Source organism: Aquisediminimonas profunda (genome assembly GCF_019443285.1).
In the GTDB taxonomy this organism is placed as follows: Bacteria; Pseudomonadota; Alphaproteobacteria; order Sphingomonadales; family Sphingomonadaceae; genus Aquisediminimonas; species Aquisediminimonas profunda.
In genome coordinates this window covers 986,275-998,829 of sequence record NZ_CP080327.1, presented here as the reverse complement: position 1 = coordinate 998,829, position 12,555 = coordinate 986,275, and the positions used below count along the sequence as shown (strand labels likewise).

Annotated in this window: 25 protein-coding genes; 1 reads left to right on the top strand and 24 read right to left on the bottom strand. The window is 60.0% G+C overall.

The genetic code is table 11. The annotated features are described in order from the left end of the window. Nucleotides 1-43 precede the first annotated feature (43 nt). Together K0O24_RS05140 and K0O24_RS05135 are read right to left on the bottom strand one after the other, a co-directional pair. Nucleotides 44-466 carry a DUF1465 family protein gene (locus K0O24_RS05140; RefSeq protein WP_219894764.1) on the bottom strand — a complete coding sequence of 141 codons (423 nt, stop codon included), beginning with the start codon at nucleotides 464-466 and terminating at the stop codon, nucleotides 44-46. Between the two features lie 99 nt (nucleotides 467-565). Continuing rightward, a complete protein-coding gene (locus K0O24_RS05135; RefSeq protein WP_246611131.1) occupies nucleotides 566-775 on the bottom strand; it encodes a YdcH family protein in 210 nt (69 codons plus the stop codon). A 121-nt stretch (nucleotides 776-896) separates the two neighbouring features. On the opposite strand from K0O24_RS05135, the gene K0O24_RS05130 reads away from it, so the two are divergent. Beyond that, the gene (locus K0O24_RS05130) at nucleotides 897-1,052 is read left to right on the top strand and encodes a DUF465 domain-containing protein (RefSeq protein ID WP_219894761.1); all 156 of its coding nucleotides are present in this window, start codon (nucleotides 897-899) and stop codon (nucleotides 1,050-1,052) included. 32 nt (nucleotides 1,053-1,084) lie between these two features. Here the strand turns inward: K0O24_RS05130 and K0O24_RS05125 are convergent, their stop codons facing one another. The 22 genes from K0O24_RS05125 to rplC all read right to left on the bottom strand — a co-directional run bounded on the left by K0O24_RS05125 (nucleotide 1,085) and on the right by rplC (nucleotide 12,438). After that, the gene (locus K0O24_RS05125; RefSeq protein ID WP_219894759.1) at nucleotides 1,085-1,732 is read right to left on the bottom strand and encodes an adenylate kinase; all 648 of its coding nucleotides are present in this window, start codon (nucleotides 1,730-1,732) and stop codon (nucleotides 1,085-1,087) included. A 31-nt stretch (nucleotides 1,733-1,763) separates the two neighbouring features. Further along, nucleotides 1,764-3,131 (bottom strand): preprotein translocase subunit SecY, encoded by a 1,368-nt coding sequence (gene secY, locus K0O24_RS05120; protein WP_219894758.1) that lies wholly within the window; start codon nucleotides 3,129-3,131, stop codon nucleotides 1,764-1,766. A gap of 110 nt (nucleotides 3,132-3,241) precedes the next feature. Then, nucleotides 3,242-3,775 (bottom strand): 50S ribosomal protein L15, encoded by a 534-nt coding sequence (gene rplO, locus K0O24_RS05115; RefSeq protein WP_219894756.1) that lies wholly within the window; start codon nucleotides 3,773-3,775, stop codon nucleotides 3,242-3,244. Between the two features lie 51 nt (nucleotides 3,776-3,826). Next, nucleotides 3,827-4,003, bottom strand: coding sequence for a 50S ribosomal protein L30 (rpmD, locus tag K0O24_RS05110; protein ID WP_219894755.1), 177 nt, complete (start codon nucleotides 4,001-4,003; stop codon nucleotides 3,827-3,829). A gap of 5 nt (nucleotides 4,004-4,008) precedes the next feature. Then, nucleotides 4,009-4,716 carry a 30S ribosomal protein S5 gene (gene rpsE, locus K0O24_RS05105; protein ID WP_219894754.1) on the bottom strand — a complete coding sequence of 236 codons (708 nt, stop codon included), beginning with the start codon at nucleotides 4,714-4,716 and terminating at the stop codon, nucleotides 4,009-4,011. 3 nt (nucleotides 4,717-4,719) lie between these two features. Beyond that, entirely contained in the window at nucleotides 4,720-5,073 is a 354-nt protein-coding gene (gene rplR / locus K0O24_RS05100; RefSeq protein ID WP_219894752.1) for a 50S ribosomal protein L18, read from the bottom strand. Beyond that, the gene (gene rplF / locus K0O24_RS05095; protein ID WP_219894750.1) at nucleotides 5,073-5,606 is read right to left on the bottom strand and encodes a 50S ribosomal protein L6; all 534 of its coding nucleotides are present in this window, start codon (nucleotides 5,604-5,606) and stop codon (nucleotides 5,073-5,075) included. The genes rplR and rplF overlap by 1 nt, the downstream gene beginning before the upstream one ends. Continuing rightward, on the bottom strand, nucleotides 5,606-6,001 hold the full coding sequence (gene rpsH, locus K0O24_RS05090; protein ID WP_219894748.1) for a 30S ribosomal protein S8: 396 nt from the start codon (nucleotides 5,999-6,001) through the stop codon (nucleotides 5,606-5,608). The genes rplF and rpsH overlap by 1 nt, the downstream gene beginning before the upstream one ends. Nucleotides 6,002-6,013: 12 nt before the next feature. After that, entirely contained in the window at nucleotides 6,014-6,319 is a 306-nt protein-coding gene (rpsN, locus tag K0O24_RS05085; protein WP_219894746.1) for a 30S ribosomal protein S14, read from the bottom strand. A gap of 1 nt (nucleotide 6,320) precedes the next feature. After that, on the bottom strand, nucleotides 6,321-6,905 hold the full coding sequence (gene rplE, locus K0O24_RS05080; protein WP_219894744.1) for a 50S ribosomal protein L5: 585 nt from the start codon (nucleotides 6,903-6,905) through the stop codon (nucleotides 6,321-6,323). Next, a complete protein-coding gene (gene rplX / locus K0O24_RS05075) occupies nucleotides 6,898-7,218 on the bottom strand; it encodes a 50S ribosomal protein L24 (protein ID WP_219894742.1) in 321 nt (106 codons plus the stop codon). The genes rplE and rplX overlap by 8 nt, the downstream gene beginning before the upstream one ends. Next, nucleotides 7,218-7,586, bottom strand: coding sequence for a 50S ribosomal protein L14 (gene rplN / locus K0O24_RS05070; protein WP_219894740.1), 369 nt, complete (start codon nucleotides 7,584-7,586; stop codon nucleotides 7,218-7,220). The genes rplX and rplN overlap by 1 nt, the downstream gene beginning before the upstream one ends. Nucleotides 7,587-7,589: 3 nt before the next feature. Further along, a complete protein-coding gene (rpsQ, locus tag K0O24_RS05065; RefSeq protein WP_219894738.1) occupies nucleotides 7,590-7,853 on the bottom strand; it encodes a 30S ribosomal protein S17 in 264 nt (87 codons plus the stop codon). A gap of 10 nt (nucleotides 7,854-7,863) precedes the next feature. Then, nucleotides 7,864-8,070: a 50S ribosomal protein L29 gene (rpmC, locus tag K0O24_RS05060; RefSeq protein ID WP_219895481.1), complete on the bottom strand. Its 207-nt coding sequence runs from the start codon at nucleotides 8,068-8,070 to the stop codon at nucleotides 7,864-7,866. A 2-nt stretch (nucleotides 8,071-8,072) separates the two neighbouring features. Further along, nucleotides 8,073-8,504: a 50S ribosomal protein L16 gene (rplP, locus tag K0O24_RS05055; RefSeq protein ID WP_219894736.1), complete on the bottom strand. Its 432-nt coding sequence runs from the start codon at nucleotides 8,502-8,504 to the stop codon at nucleotides 8,073-8,075. 15 nt (nucleotides 8,505-8,519) lie between these two features. Beyond that, the gene (rpsC, locus tag K0O24_RS05050) at nucleotides 8,520-9,215 is read right to left on the bottom strand and encodes a 30S ribosomal protein S3 (RefSeq protein ID WP_219894735.1); all 696 of its coding nucleotides are present in this window, start codon (nucleotides 9,213-9,215) and stop codon (nucleotides 8,520-8,522) included. Between the two features lies 1 nt (nucleotide 9,216). Beyond that, on the bottom strand, nucleotides 9,217-9,600 hold the full coding sequence (gene rplV / locus K0O24_RS05045) for a 50S ribosomal protein L22 (protein WP_219894734.1): 384 nt from the start codon (nucleotides 9,598-9,600) through the stop codon (nucleotides 9,217-9,219). Continuing rightward, complete coding sequence (rpsS, locus tag K0O24_RS05040) at nucleotides 9,600-9,875, bottom strand: 30S ribosomal protein S19 (protein ID WP_219894733.1); 276 nt, start codon at nucleotides 9,873-9,875, stop codon at nucleotides 9,600-9,602. The genes rplV and rpsS overlap by 1 nt, the downstream gene beginning before the upstream one ends. Nucleotides 9,876-9,877: 2 nt before the next feature. Next, entirely contained in the window at nucleotides 9,878-10,714 is an 837-nt protein-coding gene (gene rplB / locus K0O24_RS05035; protein WP_219894732.1) for a 50S ribosomal protein L2, read from the bottom strand. Nucleotides 10,715-10,719: 5 nt separating this feature from the next. Next, a complete protein-coding gene (locus K0O24_RS05030) occupies nucleotides 10,720-11,034 on the bottom strand; it encodes a 50S ribosomal protein L23 (protein WP_219894731.1) in 315 nt (104 codons plus the stop codon). Beyond that, a complete protein-coding gene (gene rplD, locus K0O24_RS05025) occupies nucleotides 11,027-11,653 on the bottom strand; it encodes a 50S ribosomal protein L4 (protein WP_219894730.1) in 627 nt (208 codons plus the stop codon). The genes K0O24_RS05030 and rplD overlap by 8 nt, the downstream gene beginning before the upstream one ends. Before the next feature lie 2 nt (nucleotides 11,654-11,655). Continuing rightward, nucleotides 11,656-12,438 (bottom strand): 50S ribosomal protein L3, encoded by a 783-nt coding sequence (gene rplC, locus K0O24_RS05020; RefSeq protein WP_219894729.1) that lies wholly within the window; start codon nucleotides 12,436-12,438, stop codon nucleotides 11,656-11,658. Between the last annotated feature and the right edge of the window lie 117 nt (nucleotides 12,439-12,555).

Genomic DNA, 12,555 nt, shown 5'->3' with positions numbered 1-12,555 from the left:
CAACGCTATGCCATGCGCCGGACATACGAGCAATCACAAGGTGTCAGAAGGCCTGTTCAAGCCGCGCTCGCAAGTCGAGCGCCGGGCTGCGCATTTCGCTTGAATGAGTGAGCTTTTCGTCAAGACGCTGGATCCGGGCGTAAAGGTCTTCGCTTTCCCTGATCAGGGTCTGCGCCTCCTCTGGCAGGTTATCCACTGTTGTCGTCTCGCTTGGCGCTGCTGCTGCAAGGGGATTGGAGGTGCCTTGAGGTGATCGCTGTGCCAGCAGCCAGGCCGTGCTGTGCATCAGTCGCGTCGTTACTTTCAGCGACTCGCACGAAAGACTGACTCGCTGCAAGGGCGTCATGTCAGCCCGCGCGTTACGACTTAACTGATCGAAATAGCTTCGCGCCTCGTCGGCAAGCACCATCGCTTCGAGGTAGAGCGAATCGATAAGCTTTGTCGTCAAGCCGAAAGCTGGGGACATATCCGTCTCGCCTTTTTGATCCATATGCGACCATGCCACATCGGTCTGATGCGGGAAATGCCGATAATAGGTAAATACAGTCGACAGATTGCCGCGAAATCAGGCGATGATGTCGGGCACAAGGCGGCTTTCCAGCATTTGGATTTCATCCTTGATCCGCAGCTTGCGTCGTTTCATGCGAGCCACCTGAAGCTGGTCCATGGTCCCGCTGGCGAGCATGGCCATGATGGCCGCGTCCAGATCCTGGTGCTCCTCGCGAAGAAGCCCCAGCCGCGTTTCAATTTCATGTGTCTCAAATAGAACTGCCACCGGTAAAATCCCGCTTTGCCGATTCCCGACATCAATTGGTCGCATTCACCATAATGAGTACGAGACAGGCAAGACTTTTAGTGATTTACTCTGTTTCGCAGTCAACAATGGAGAGTCGCTGATGGAAGCCAGCCTTGCTAACAGCCTTCAAGCCAGACATGCCGGACTCGATCGCATGATCGAAGAAGAAGCCCGCCGTCCAGCACCGGATACCGCGCGGATTGCAAAACTCAAGAAAGAGAAACTCAAGATCAAGGACGCGCTCTCGCTCCATTAGGGAGCACTGCGCGCAAGCCCTGTTCCAGCATTTCAGCTGTCGAGGATTGCCTCGATCGCTTCGGTGACATGCTTGATGTCAGCCATGCCGTCCACGCGCCGGACCAGGCCGCGCGCTTCGTAGATCGGCAGAATGGGCGCAGTCTTCGCCCGATATTCCGTCATGCGGGTGCGGACAGTCTCTTCATTATCGTCGGGCCTGCGCTTGAACTCGGTCGAGCCGCACACGTCGCAAACACCGGCAACCTTGGGCTGCTTGAACGTATCGTGATAGCCTTCATTACACTTGGCGCAGGTGAAGCGACCGGTAATGCGCGCGACAAGCGCGTCTTCGTCAACCTCAAGTTCAATGACATGGTCCAAGGTGCGTTTGCGGTCTGAAAGGATGACGTCAAGCGACTCTGCCTGCGCCGCAGTGCGCGGATAGCCGTCGAAAATCACGCCGGTCTCTGGCTTCAGATCATCCAATGCCTCGCCGATGATGCCGGAAACGATTTCGTCCGAAACCAGTTCGCCTGCTTCCATCACGGCCTTGGCCTTGAGGCCAGTCGGGGTGCCGGCCTTGACTGCAGCACGGAGCATGTCGCCCGTTGAAAGCTGGACCATCCCACGTTCATCGACCAGACGGCTGGCCTGCGTGCCTTTTCCCGCACCCGGCGGCCCCAGCAGAATGATATTCATGAGTCTGTGCCCCCCAAAAGGCCGTTTCGCTCTAGCGGCGCAGGCCGCCCTTCAGTTTCGACTTCTTGATCAGATCCCCATATTGGTGCGCCAGCAAGTGGCTCTGGATCTGCGTGACTGTGTCGATCGTCACATTGACGACGATCAGGAGGCTCGTGCCGCCAAGATAGAAGGGAATGCCAAGCGCCGTCACCAGATATTCCGGAACCAGGCAGATGAAGGTCAGATAGGCTGCACCGATCACGGTAATTCGCGTCAAGACATAGTCGAGGTAGATCTCGGTGTTCTTGCCGGGACGGATACCCGGAATGAACCCGCCGTAACGTTTGAGATTGTCTGCGGTTTCCTCAGGGTTGAAGACGACGGCTGTGTAAAAAAAGCAGAAGAAGATGATACCGGCTGCATAGAGCGCCATGAATAGCGGCGATCCGTGCTGCAGGTTGGTGGTGATCGCCAGGACGATGTCACCCCAGGTACTTTCGCCAGCAACGCGATTGCCAGCGAACTGCACGAGCGTCAGCGGCATAAGCAACAGCGACGACGCAAAGATCGGTGGGATCACGTTCGCGGTATTGATCTTCAAGGGCAGGAACGATTTGTCGGACTGCATCATGCCCCGCGCCGTTGCGCGTTTGGGATACTGGATCAGCACGCGCCGCTGGGCCCGTTCCATGAAACAGATAAAGGCAATCAAGCCGACAACAAGAATCAGGATGCCGAAGATCAGCAGCGGCGACATGGTTCCAGTCCGTCCGCCTTCGAACACATTGACGAGCGCGCGCGGCAGCTGGGAAACGATCCCGGCCATGACGATCAACGAAATGCCATTGCCGATGCCTCGGCTGGTTATCTGTTCGCCAAGCCACATCAGGAACATTGTCCCGCCAAGAAGAGCAGTAACCGCGGCGACGCGGAACAGGAGACCGGGCTCTACAACCGCCGAATGGCCGGACGAAGCACCCCAGCTTTCAAGCCCGACCGCAATGAAATAGCCCTGGATGATCGTCAGGACGACCGTGCCGTAACGTGTGTACTGGTTGAGCTTCTTGCGTCCGCTTTCGCCTTCCTTCTTGAGCGCGCCCAATGCAGGGGAAAGCGAGGTCGCAAGCTGCACCACGATCGATGACGTGATGTAAGGCATGACCCCCAGTGCGATGAGGCTCATCCGCTGCAGAGCACCGCCCGAAAACATGTTGAAGAAATCGAGAACGCCGCCTTTGGTGGTTTCGAACTGGGCCTGCAGTGCAACCGGATCGATGCCGGGCAATGGCACATGGCTCAGCAGGCGGAACACGACAAGCGCACCCAGGGTAAACCAGATCCGCTTCTTGAGTTCGGTCGCCTGCGCGAAATTGTTGAGGCTGAGGCTCGCGGCCATCTGGTCAGCAGAGGTTGCCATAGGACTGGTAGGACCCTTGAATGAAAAGGCGGCAACAGGACCGGATCAGTCCCGCGCCGCCTCTATATAGTGCCTGATCCGCGCATGGAAAGGCGCGGATACGATAAAGCTCACGCCTTGCGGGCGGCGATCCGGGCGGCCCGAACCTTGCCTTTTTTGGCAGCGGCCTTTTCAGCAGCCGGCACCACAGCGATGACGTCAACTGACCCGCCGGCCTTTTCGATTGCGGCCTTGGCTCCCGCCGAGACGCCAGCGACGTTGAATTGCAGCTTGGCCGAAAACTCGCCCTTGCCCAGGATACGCACGCCGTCCTTGCCGCCGCGCGCCACACCTGCTGCCTTCAGCGCAGCATGATCGATCACAGCCCTGGGGTCGATCTTCTTGGCATCAACCAGCTTCTGGATGGCGCCAAGGTTTACCTCGGCATAGTCCTTGGCGAAGATGTTGTTGAAGCCGCGCTTTGGCAGACGCATATGGAGCGGCATCTGGCCACCCTCGAAGCCGTTGATCGAGACGCCCGAGCGACTCGTCTGACCCTTTTGGCCGCGGCCTGAAGTCTTGCCCTTGCCAGAGCCAATGCCCCGGCCAACGCGCATGCGGCCCTTGCGGGCACCATCATTATCGCGGATTTCGTTCAGTTTCATGTCTTGCACTCGCTTTCGCTCTATTCGCGCTGATTAAGTTGAAGGCGTTGGTCAGCCCACAACTTGGACCATATGCCGCACCTTGCGGATCATGCCCTGGACTTCAGGGCTGTCCTCAAGTTCCGACACACGGTGCATCTTGTTCAGGCCAAGGCCGACCAGCGTAGCTCGCTGGTCCTTGGTCCGGCGGATGGGTGAACCCGTCTGCTTGATCTTGATCTTCGCCATCTTGATTACTCCACAACCGCTTCGGCATCAGCCTCGGCGGTCTGAGAACCGCCGCGACCGAGCAGGTCCGCGATCTTCTTGCCGCGGCGCTGCGCCACCGACTTGGGGCTGGTCTGTTCCTTGAGCGCTTCGAACGTCGCCCGGATCATGTTGTAGGGATTCGACGTGCCGGTCGACTTCGTCACCACGTCGGCAACGCCCAGCGATTCGAATACGGCGCGCATCGGGCCACCCGCGATGATGCCGGTTCCCTGCGGAGCCGAGCGGACATGCACCAGACCGGCACCGAAATGGCCACGGCCATCGTGATGCAAGGTCCGGCCCTCGCGCAGAGGCACGCGGATCATGGACTTCTTGGCAGCAGCGGTTGCCTTCTGGATGGCTTCTGGCACTTCGCGTGCCTTGCCATGGCCATGACCGACACGGCCCTTGCCATCGCCGACGACGACGAGTGCTGCAAAGCCGAAGCGCTTGCCGCCCTTCACTGTCTTGGAGACACGGTTGATGTGAACGAGCTTTTCGATCAGCTCTTCACCGCCTTCTTCGGCGTTCTGGCCACGGCGATCGTCACGACGCCCGCGGTTGCCATCACGGCCACCGCGCGCACCACGTTCGCCACCGCCACGACCACGGCCGCCACGCGGACCACGGCCTTCGGGGGCTGCCGCTTCTACGGCGACTTCAGCGCCCTGGTTTTCGGTTTCGTCAGCCATTTATCAGAACTCCAATCCGCCTTCGCGGGCCGCCTCAGCAAGCGCCTTCACACGCCCGTGATAGAGAAAGCCTCCGCGATCGAACACAACCTTGGTAACACCGGCCTTTTTGGCACGCTCGGCAATCACCTTGCCAACAGCCGATGCCGCATCCGTCGTGGCACCTGTCTGGCCGCGCGCATCCTTTTCGAGCGTCGAAGCCGCGACAAGAGTCTTTCCGGCTTCATCATCAATGACCTGCGCATAGATGTGACGACCCGAACGATGCACCGAAAGGCGCGCGCGCAAGCCACGCTTGGCGAGCAGCGAAGTACGAACGCGGCGACGCCGCTTTTCGAAAAGTGACAGCTTGGCCATTATTTCTTCTTACCCTCTTTGCGGAAGATATATTCGCCGCGATATTTGATGCCCTTGCCCTTGTAGGGCTCAGGTTTGCGCCAGCGGCGGATTTCCGCTGCAAACTGACCGACCTTCTGCGCGTCGATGCCCGAGATTTCGACCGTGGTCTGGTCGGGCGTCTTCACTTCAAGGCCTTCCGGCACGTCAAGATCGACATCGTGGCTATAGCCGAGCTGGAGCTTCAGCTTCCGGCCCTGCGCATTGGCACGATAGCCGACACCGGTGATCTCGAGCGTCTTGGAAAAGCCCTCGGTCACGCCGGTAACGAGATTCTGGATCAGCGTGCGCTGCATGCCCCAGAAGGAGCGCGCGCGCTTGGTCTCGTTTGCCGGCTTGACCGACAACTGACCATCCTCAAGAGCGTACGTCACTTCGCCTTCCATCGCGAGGGACAGCGCACCCTTCGGCCCCTTGACCGAAATCACGCCACCTTCGAGAGAAGCGGTGACACCTGCCGGAATTGCAACCGGCTTCTTGCCTGTGCGGCTCATCAGAACACCTCCGCCAGAACTTCGCCGCCGACATTCTGGTCCCGCGCTTCCGCGTCGGACAGAACACCCTTCGGCGTCGACACAATCACGATGCCGAGGCCATTGCGGACACGCGGCAGGTCGGACGAACCCGAATAGACGCGGCGGCCCGGCTTCGACACGCGAGCAACGTGCTTGATCGCTGGCTGGCCTTCAAAATACTTCAGCTCGACGCGCAGGCCGGCATGGCCCGCAAGCTCTTCTTCCGAATAGCCGCGAATATAGCCTTCGCGCTTGAGCACTTCGAGGACGTTCGCGCGCAGCTTGGAAGCCGGCGTCACGACGCTGTCCTTCTTGGCGCGCTGGCCGTTGCGGATGCGGGTGAGCATATCACCCAATGGATCGGTCAATGCCATCTCTCTAAACCCTTACCAGCTCGACTTGGTCACACCGGGGATCAGGCCCTTATTGGCCAGATCACGCAGCTGAATGCGACACAGTCGGAACTTGCGATAATAAGCGCGCGGACGTCCGGTCAGCTCGCAGCGATTGCGCACGCGCGTCGGATTGCCGTTCCGCGGGATTTCCGCGAGCTTCAGACGGGCCATCAGGCGATCGGTATCGTCCTGGCTTTCGTCATTGGCAATTGCCTTCAGGCGCGCATAGCGGCCGGCATATTTCTTGACCAGCTTCTTGCGCTTTTCATTCTTGTTGATGGAACTCACTTTAGCCATGTCAAGCCGCCTGCTTTTCTTGAGTTTCCTCAATGGGGAAAGGGAAGCCGAAGAGACGGAGCAGCTCGCGCGCTTCGTCGTCGGTGTTCGCTGTGGTCGTGACGATCACGTCCATGCCACGCACCTTGTCGATCTGGTCATAGCTGATTTCCGGGAAAACCAGCTGTTCCTTGAGACCCATGGCGTAATTGCCACGGCCGTCGAACGACTTGGGGTTGAGCCCGCGGAAGTCGCGGACGCGGGGAAGCGCGATCGTGATGAGGCGGTCGAGAAACTCGTACATCCGCTCACGACGCAGCGTGACCTTGCAGCCGATCGGCATGCCTTCGCGCAGCTTGAACTGGGCGACGGACTTCTTGGCCTTGATGATGACCGGCTTCTGCCCGGCAATCTGCTGCATTTCGCCAGCGGCAATATCGACCTTCTTCTTGTCCTGGGTCGCTTCGCCGACGCCCATGTTGATGACGATCTTTTCAATGCGCGGCACCTGGAGCGCGTTCGTGTAACCGAACTTTTCCGTCATCGCCTTGACGATCTTGTCCTCATAGATGCTTTGCATCCGGGCCTTGTATTTGGTCTCAGCCATTGATCAGTTCTCCGGACTTCACGGCCACGCGGACCTTCTTGCCGTCCTTGACGTCGAAACGGACGCGCGTCGGCTTGCCCGTCTTGGGATCCTCAATCGCGACCTTGGAAATGTGAAGCGGCGCTTCACGGCGTTCCAGGCCACCCTGAGGGTTCTGCTGGGTCGGCTTGCGGTGGCGGGTCGCGATATTCACGCCCGCAACAACGACCTTGCCTTCCTTGGGCATGGACAGCACGACTTCGCCATGCTTGCCCTTGTCCTTGCCGCTGAGGACGACAACCTTGTCACCCTTCTTGATCTTGGCAGCTGACATCACAGCACCTCCGGCGCGAGCGAAATGATCTTCATGTAGTTCTTCGCGCGGAGTTCACGGACGACCGGGCCAAAGATACGGGTGCCGATCGGCTCCTCGTTCTTGTTGACCAGAACGGCAGCGTTGGTGTCGAACCGGATGGTCGAACCGTCTGCGCGATGAATATCCTTGGCAGTGCGAACGATGACAGCGCGGTGCACGTCACCCTTCTTCACCTTGCCGCGCGGCTGGGCTTCCTTGATCGACACGACGATCACATCACCCACGCCAGCGAACCGGCGCTTCGAGCCACCGAGCACCTTGATGCACTGGACGCGCTTCGCGCCCGAGTTGTCGGCAACTTCAAGATTGGACTGCATCTGAATCATGGATCAGCCCTCCAGCTCGGCTGGGGTTGCAACCCCGCCGCCATCGACAACGCGCCACGATTTCAGCTTGGAAATCGGCGCACACTCTTCAATGCGAACGGTCTGGCCTTCTTTCCAGACATTGGCTTCGTCGTGCGCATGATACTTCTTCGAGCGGCGAATGATCTTGCCGTAAAGCGGATGCTTCACCTTGCGTTCGACCTTCACCACGACAGTCTTGTCGGTCTTGTCCGACACGACGGTTCCGGTCAGGATACGTTTTGGCATCGTGTCTTCCTTATGCCTTGGCCGCAGCGCTTGTGCGCTGGGACTGGAGCGTCTTGATGCGGGCGATGGTGCGACGCACTTCGCGCACGCGGGCCGGCTTTTCGAGCTGGTTGGTCGCAGCCTGGAAACGGAGGTTGAACGCCTCGCGCTTCAACTCCACGAGCTGCTCGACCAGCTGGTCATCGGTTTTCACCTTGAGGTCAGCGATCTTCGTCATCATCATGCTCCCAGATGCGAGGTGTCACCCAGACGGGCAACGACCTTCACCTTGATCGGCAGCTTCATGGCAGCACGCTGGAAGGCGACAGCCGCCAGCGGTCCCGGAACGCCGTCCAGTTCAAACAGAATGCGGCCGGGCTTGACGCGAGCGACCCAGAATTCTGGCGCGCCCTTGCCCTTGCCCATGCGGACTTCGGCAGGCTTTGACGAAACCGGCACGTCAGGAAACACGCGGATCCACAAACGCCCCTGGCGCTTGATGTGGCGCGTGATCGCGCGGCGGGCCGCCTCGATCTGGCGTGCGGTGATCCGTTCGGGTTCCATGGCCTTCAAGCCGTAGGAACCGAAGTTCAGCGTGGTGCCGCCGGGAGCATCGCCATGGATGCGGCCCTTGTGCGCCTTGCGGAATTTGGTGCGTTTTGGTTGCAGCATTTTCTGTGCTCTCTCTTAACGCGCGGGCCGGACGCCGGACGTCTGCGCGTCCATCATCAGCCGGTCGGTTGCCATCGGGTCGTGACCCAGGATTTCGCCCTTGAAGATCCAGACCTTGATCCCGCAGACGCCATAGGCAGTGTGTGCGGTCGCTTCGGCATAGTCGACATTGGCGCGGAGGGTATGCAGTGGCACGCGGCCTTCGCGATACCATTCGGTCCGGGCAATTTCAGCGCCGCCCAAACGACCGCCACACGTGATCTTGATGCCTTCCGCACCCAGACGCAGGGCAGACTGCACGGCCCGCTTCATTGCACGGCGAAACGCGATACGGCGCTCAAGCTGGTCAGCGACGCCTTGCGCCACGAGCTTGGCATCGATTTCGGGCTTGCGGATTTCGACGATGTTCAGCGAGACATCCGAAGATGTCATCGCACCGAGCGTCTTCCGAAGCTTTTCGATGTCGGTGCCCTTCTTGCCGATGATCACGCCGGGGCGTGCAGCATAGATGGACACACGGCACAGCTTGGCCGGACGCTCGATTACCACCTTGGAGATCGCTGCCTGGGGCAACGTCTTCAGGATATACTTCCGGATTTCCAGATCCTCGAGCAGCAGGCGACCATAGTCTGCGCCTTCAGCGAACCAGCGGCTGTCCCAGGTCCGGTTGATCTGGAGACGGAGCCCGACCGGATTTGATTTCTGACCCATATCAGGCGTCCTCTTCTTGCGTCTCGCGAACAACCACGCGCAGGCGGCTGAACGGCTTCACGATGCGGCTCGAACGACCGCGAGCGCGGGTCGCAAAACGCTTCATCGAAATCGATTTGCCAACACTGGCTTCGGCCACAACAAGCGCGTCGACATCGAGGTTGTGATTGTTCTCGGCATTGGCGACAGCACTGGCCAGCACCTTCTTCACGTCCTGCGCCATGGCGCGCTTCGAGAAAGAGAGGATGTTGAGCGCGTCACCGACCTTGCGGTTGCGGATAAGGGCCGCCACGAGATTGAGCTTCTGGGCCGAACCACGGATCGTGGTGCCGACGGCCAGAGCCTCTTTCTCGCCGACCTTGCGGGGGGATGCTGGCTTTGACATCAGCGTTTGCCCTTCTTGTCAGCGGCGTGACCGGGGAAGTAGCGCGTGGGCGCAAATTCACCGAGCTTCATGCCGACCATGTCCTCGTTCACCGAGACGGGAACGAACTTGCGGCCGTTGTAGACGTTGAACGTGAGCCCAACGAACTGCGGCAGGATTGTAGAACGACGCGACCAGGTCTTGATCGGCGCACGGCCGCCAGCTTCCTGTGTCGCTTCGGCCTTTTTCAGGAGATGAAGGTCTACGAAGGGACCTTTCCAGACGGAACGGGCCATGACTACCTCTTCTTCTTCGCGTGACGCGACCGGATGATCATCTTGTCCGTCGCCTTGTTGGAACGAGTACGGGCACCCTTGGTCGGCTTGCCCCACGGCGTGACCGGATGGCGGCCGCCCGAGGTCCGGCCTTCACCACCGCCGTGCGGATGGTCGACCGGGTTCTTGGCAACACCGCGGGTCAGCGGGCGCTTGCCCAGCCAGCGGTTGCGGCCAGCCTTGGCAAGGTTGGTATTGCCATTGTCCGGGTTGGACACGGCACCGACCGTCGCCATGCAATCGGACCGGATGTAGCGCTGTTCGCCCGAGTTGAGGCGAACGATCACCATGCCGCGATCACGACCGACAACCTGCACATATGTGCCAGCCGAACGGGCGATCTGACCGCCCTTGCCCGGCTTCATCTCCACATTGTGGACAATCGTGCCGACCGGCATCTGACCGAGTTCCATGGCATTGCCCGGCTTAACGTCGGTCTTCTTGCCGGCGATCACCTTGTCGCCCGGCGCAAGACGCTGGGGCGCGAGGATATAGGCCTGTTCGCCATCCGGATAGTTCACGAGCGCAATGAAGGCCGTACGGTTGGGATCATATTCCAGCCGTTCGACTGTCGCTTCCACGTCCCACTTGCGACGCTTGAAGTCGATGATGCGGTAACGCTGCTTGTGGCCACCGGCAATGCCGCGCGACGTGACATGGCCCTTGTTGTTGCGGCCACCCGTCTTGCGCTTGCCTTCGGTCAACGCCTTGACGGGCTTGCCCTTGTGGAGCGCCGAGCGGTCCACCAGGATCAGGCCACGGCGTGCCGGGCTGGTCGGGTTGTAATGCTTGAGTGCCATGGCGCTTAAATCCCCGTGGTCACATCGATCGACTGGCCTTCAGCCAAGCGAACGATTGCCTTCTTGAAGTCCGACCGGGTGTAGGGCACGCCCTTCCACTTCTTGGTCTTGCCCTTCTGGACGATGGTGTTGACGGTCAGCACCTTCACGTCGAACAGAGCTTCCACCGCAGCCTTGATCTGCGGCTTGGTCGCATCGTTGGCGACGCGGAAAACAACGGCGTTGTTCTCGCTGGCCATGGTCGACTTTTCAGTGATGTGCGGACCACGCACAATGTCGAAGTGGCGGATATCCACCGCTGCTGCCTGTTTCTTAGCCATTGAACCGTGCCTCCAGCTTTTCGACCGCCGCACGCGTCAGCACCAGTGTCTCATGCTTCAGGATGTCATAGACGTTCGCACCAGCAGCAGGCATCACATTGACACCCACCAGGTTCGACGAGGCATGAGCAAAGCTCGTCTCGACCGCATCGCCGTCAATGACGAGCGCGGTCTTGCCGAAGCCCAGCTTGCCCCATGAGCCGGCCAGAGCCTTGGTCTTGCCGTCCTTTACGGACAGGTTTTCCATGACAATCAGCGTTCCGGCCTTCGCCTTGGACGACAGGGCCATCTTCAGGCCGAGTGCGCGGATCTTCTTGTTCAGCGACGGGTTGAAATCGCGGACGCGGGGGCCATGAGCCTTGCCGCCACCAACGAAGATTGGCGAACGACGGTTGCCGTGACGGGCCGTGCCGCCGCCCTTCTGATTGCCGAACTTCTTGCCGGTGCGCGCAACGTCTGAACGTTCGCGGGCGCCGCGGGCTGTGCCACGGGCCTTTTCGAGTTGCCAGGTGACAACACGGTGCAGAATGTCTGCGCGCGGCTCGATGCCGAACACGTCATCCGACAATTCGATGTCGCCCTTGCCCTTGGCGTCGAGAGTCTGAACCTTGAGTTTCATGCTCAGCCCTCCTGGGTTTCATTGGCTTCGGGAGCGGCAGGCGCTTCCTCGGCGGGGGTTTCGATGGGGGCCGCTTCGACCTTGACCTCGTCCTCGACAACCGGAGCTGCGTCGCTCTTGATCGAGGCGGGATAGGGAGCGTCGGCCGGACGGGCGATCTTCACAGCGTCGCTGACCATCAGCCATGTTCCCTTGGAACCGGGAACCGAACCCTTCACGAAGATCAGGCCACGCTCGACATCGGTCAGAACGACTTCGAGATTCTGCTGGGTCCGCTGGCGATCACCCATGTGACCAGCCATCTTCTTGTTCTTGAACACCTTGCCGGGATCCTGGCGCTGGCCGGTCGAACCATGCGAACGGTGCGAGACCGAAACGCCGTGGGTCGCGCGCAGACCGCCAAAGTTCCAACGCTTCATGGCGCCGGCAAAACCCTTGCCTTGTGTGTGGCCGGCAATGTCGACGAACTGGCCGGGGACGAAATGGTCGGCAGAAATTTCCGCGCCCACATCCACCAGCGCATCATCAGACACGCGGAATTCGACGAGCTGAGCCTTGGGCTCCACTTCAGCCTTGGCGAAGTGGCCGCGCTGCGGCTTTGCAACATTCTTGGCCTTTGCCGCACCGGCACCCAATTGAAGCGCAACATAACCGTCACGTTCCTGGGTGCGCTGCGAAACGACCTGGCAATTTTCCAGCGAAAGAACGGTAACGGGCACATGGCGCCCATCATCCTTGAACAGGCGAGTCATGCCCATCTTCTTCGCGATCACGCCAGTACGCATGATCAATTCTCCTCACTACAGAGGCCCACGGAGACCCATTCCCCGCGGGCTTGCTCAACCCCAATGTAAAGTGTCACCCCGTCCGGGTTGCAGTTCCGCCAAAGCGGAAGACGGGGG

Excerpts from the sequence above, each read along its gene's own strand:
- K0O24_RS05130 (WP_219894761.1), top strand. The coding sequence starts at position 897 with ATGGAAGCCAGCCTTGCTAACAGCCTTCAAGCCAGACATGCCGGACTC.
- rplP (WP_219894736.1), bottom strand. The coding sequence starts at position 8,504 with ATGCTGCAACCAAAACGCACCAAATTCCGCAAGGCGCACAAGGGCCGC.
- secY (WP_219894758.1), bottom strand. The coding sequence starts at position 3,131 with ATGGCAACCTCTGCTGACCAGATGGCCGCGAGCCTCAGCCTCAACAAT.
- rplB (WP_219894732.1), bottom strand. The coding sequence starts at position 10,714 with ATGGCACTCAAGCATTACAACCCGACCAGCCCGGCACGCCGTGGCCTG.
- rpmD (WP_219894755.1), bottom strand. The coding sequence starts at position 4,003 with ATGGCGAAGATCAAGATCAAGCAGACGGGTTCACCCATCCGCCGGACC.
- rpsE (WP_219894754.1), bottom strand. The coding sequence starts at position 4,716 with ATGGCTGACGAAACCGAAAACCAGGGCGCTGAAGTCGCCGTAGAAGCG.
- K0O24_RS05125 (WP_219894759.1), bottom strand. The coding sequence starts at position 1,732 with ATGAATATCATTCTGCTGGGGCCGCCGGGTGCGGGAAAAGGCACGCAG.
- rplN (WP_219894740.1), bottom strand. The coding sequence starts at position 7,586 with ATGATTCAGATGCAGTCCAATCTTGAAGTTGCCGACAACTCGGGCGCG.
- rplV (WP_219894734.1), bottom strand. The coding sequence starts at position 9,600 with ATGTCAAAGCCAGCATCCCCCCGCAAGGTCGGCGAGAAAGAGGCTCTG.
- rpsS (WP_219894733.1), bottom strand. The coding sequence starts at position 9,875 with ATGGCCCGTTCCGTCTGGAAAGGTCCCTTCGTAGACCTTCATCTCCTG.
- rpsQ (WP_219894738.1), bottom strand. The coding sequence starts at position 7,853 with ATGCCAAAACGTATCCTGACCGGAACCGTCGTGTCGGACAAGACCGAC.
- K0O24_RS05140 (WP_219894764.1), bottom strand. The coding sequence starts at position 466 with ATGTCCCCAGCTTTCGGCTTGACGACAAAGCTTATCGATTCGCTCTAC.
- K0O24_RS05030 (WP_219894731.1), bottom strand. The coding sequence starts at position 11,034 with ATGGCTAAGAAACAGGCAGCAGCGGTGGATATCCGCCACTTCGACATT.
- rplF (WP_219894750.1), bottom strand. The coding sequence starts at position 5,606 with ATGAGCCGCACAGGCAAGAAGCCGGTTGCAATTCCGGCAGGTGTCACC.
- rplR (WP_219894752.1), bottom strand. The coding sequence starts at position 5,073 with ATGGCCAAGCTGTCACTTTTCGAAAAGCGGCGTCGCCGCGTTCGTACT.
- rplD (WP_219894730.1), bottom strand. The coding sequence starts at position 11,653 with ATGAAACTCAAGGTTCAGACTCTCGACGCCAAGGGCAAGGGCGACATC.
- rpsC (WP_219894735.1), bottom strand. The coding sequence starts at position 9,215 with ATGGGTCAGAAATCAAATCCGGTCGGGCTCCGTCTCCAGATCAACCGG.
- rplO (WP_219894756.1), bottom strand. The coding sequence starts at position 3,775 with ATGAAACTGAACGAAATCCGCGATAATGATGGTGCCCGCAAGGGCCGC.
- rpsN (WP_219894746.1), bottom strand. The coding sequence starts at position 6,319 with ATGGCTAAAGTGAGTTCCATCAACAAGAATGAAAAGCGCAAGAAGCTG.
- rplX (WP_219894742.1), bottom strand. The coding sequence starts at position 7,218 with ATGTCAGCTGCCAAGATCAAGAAGGGTGACAAGGTTGTCGTCCTCAGC.
- rpmC (WP_219895481.1), bottom strand. The coding sequence starts at position 8,070 with ATGACGAAGATCGCTGACCTCAAGGTGAAAACCGATGACCAGCTGGTC.
- rplE (WP_219894744.1), bottom strand. The coding sequence starts at position 6,905 with ATGGCTGAGACCAAATACAAGGCCCGGATGCAAAGCATCTATGAGGAC.
- rplC (WP_219894729.1), bottom strand. The coding sequence starts at position 12,438 with ATGCGTACTGGCGTGATCGCGAAGAAGATGGGCATGACTCGCCTGTTC.
- rpsH (WP_219894748.1), bottom strand. The coding sequence starts at position 6,001 with ATGGCATTGACCGATCCATTGGGTGATATGCTCACCCGCATCCGCAAC.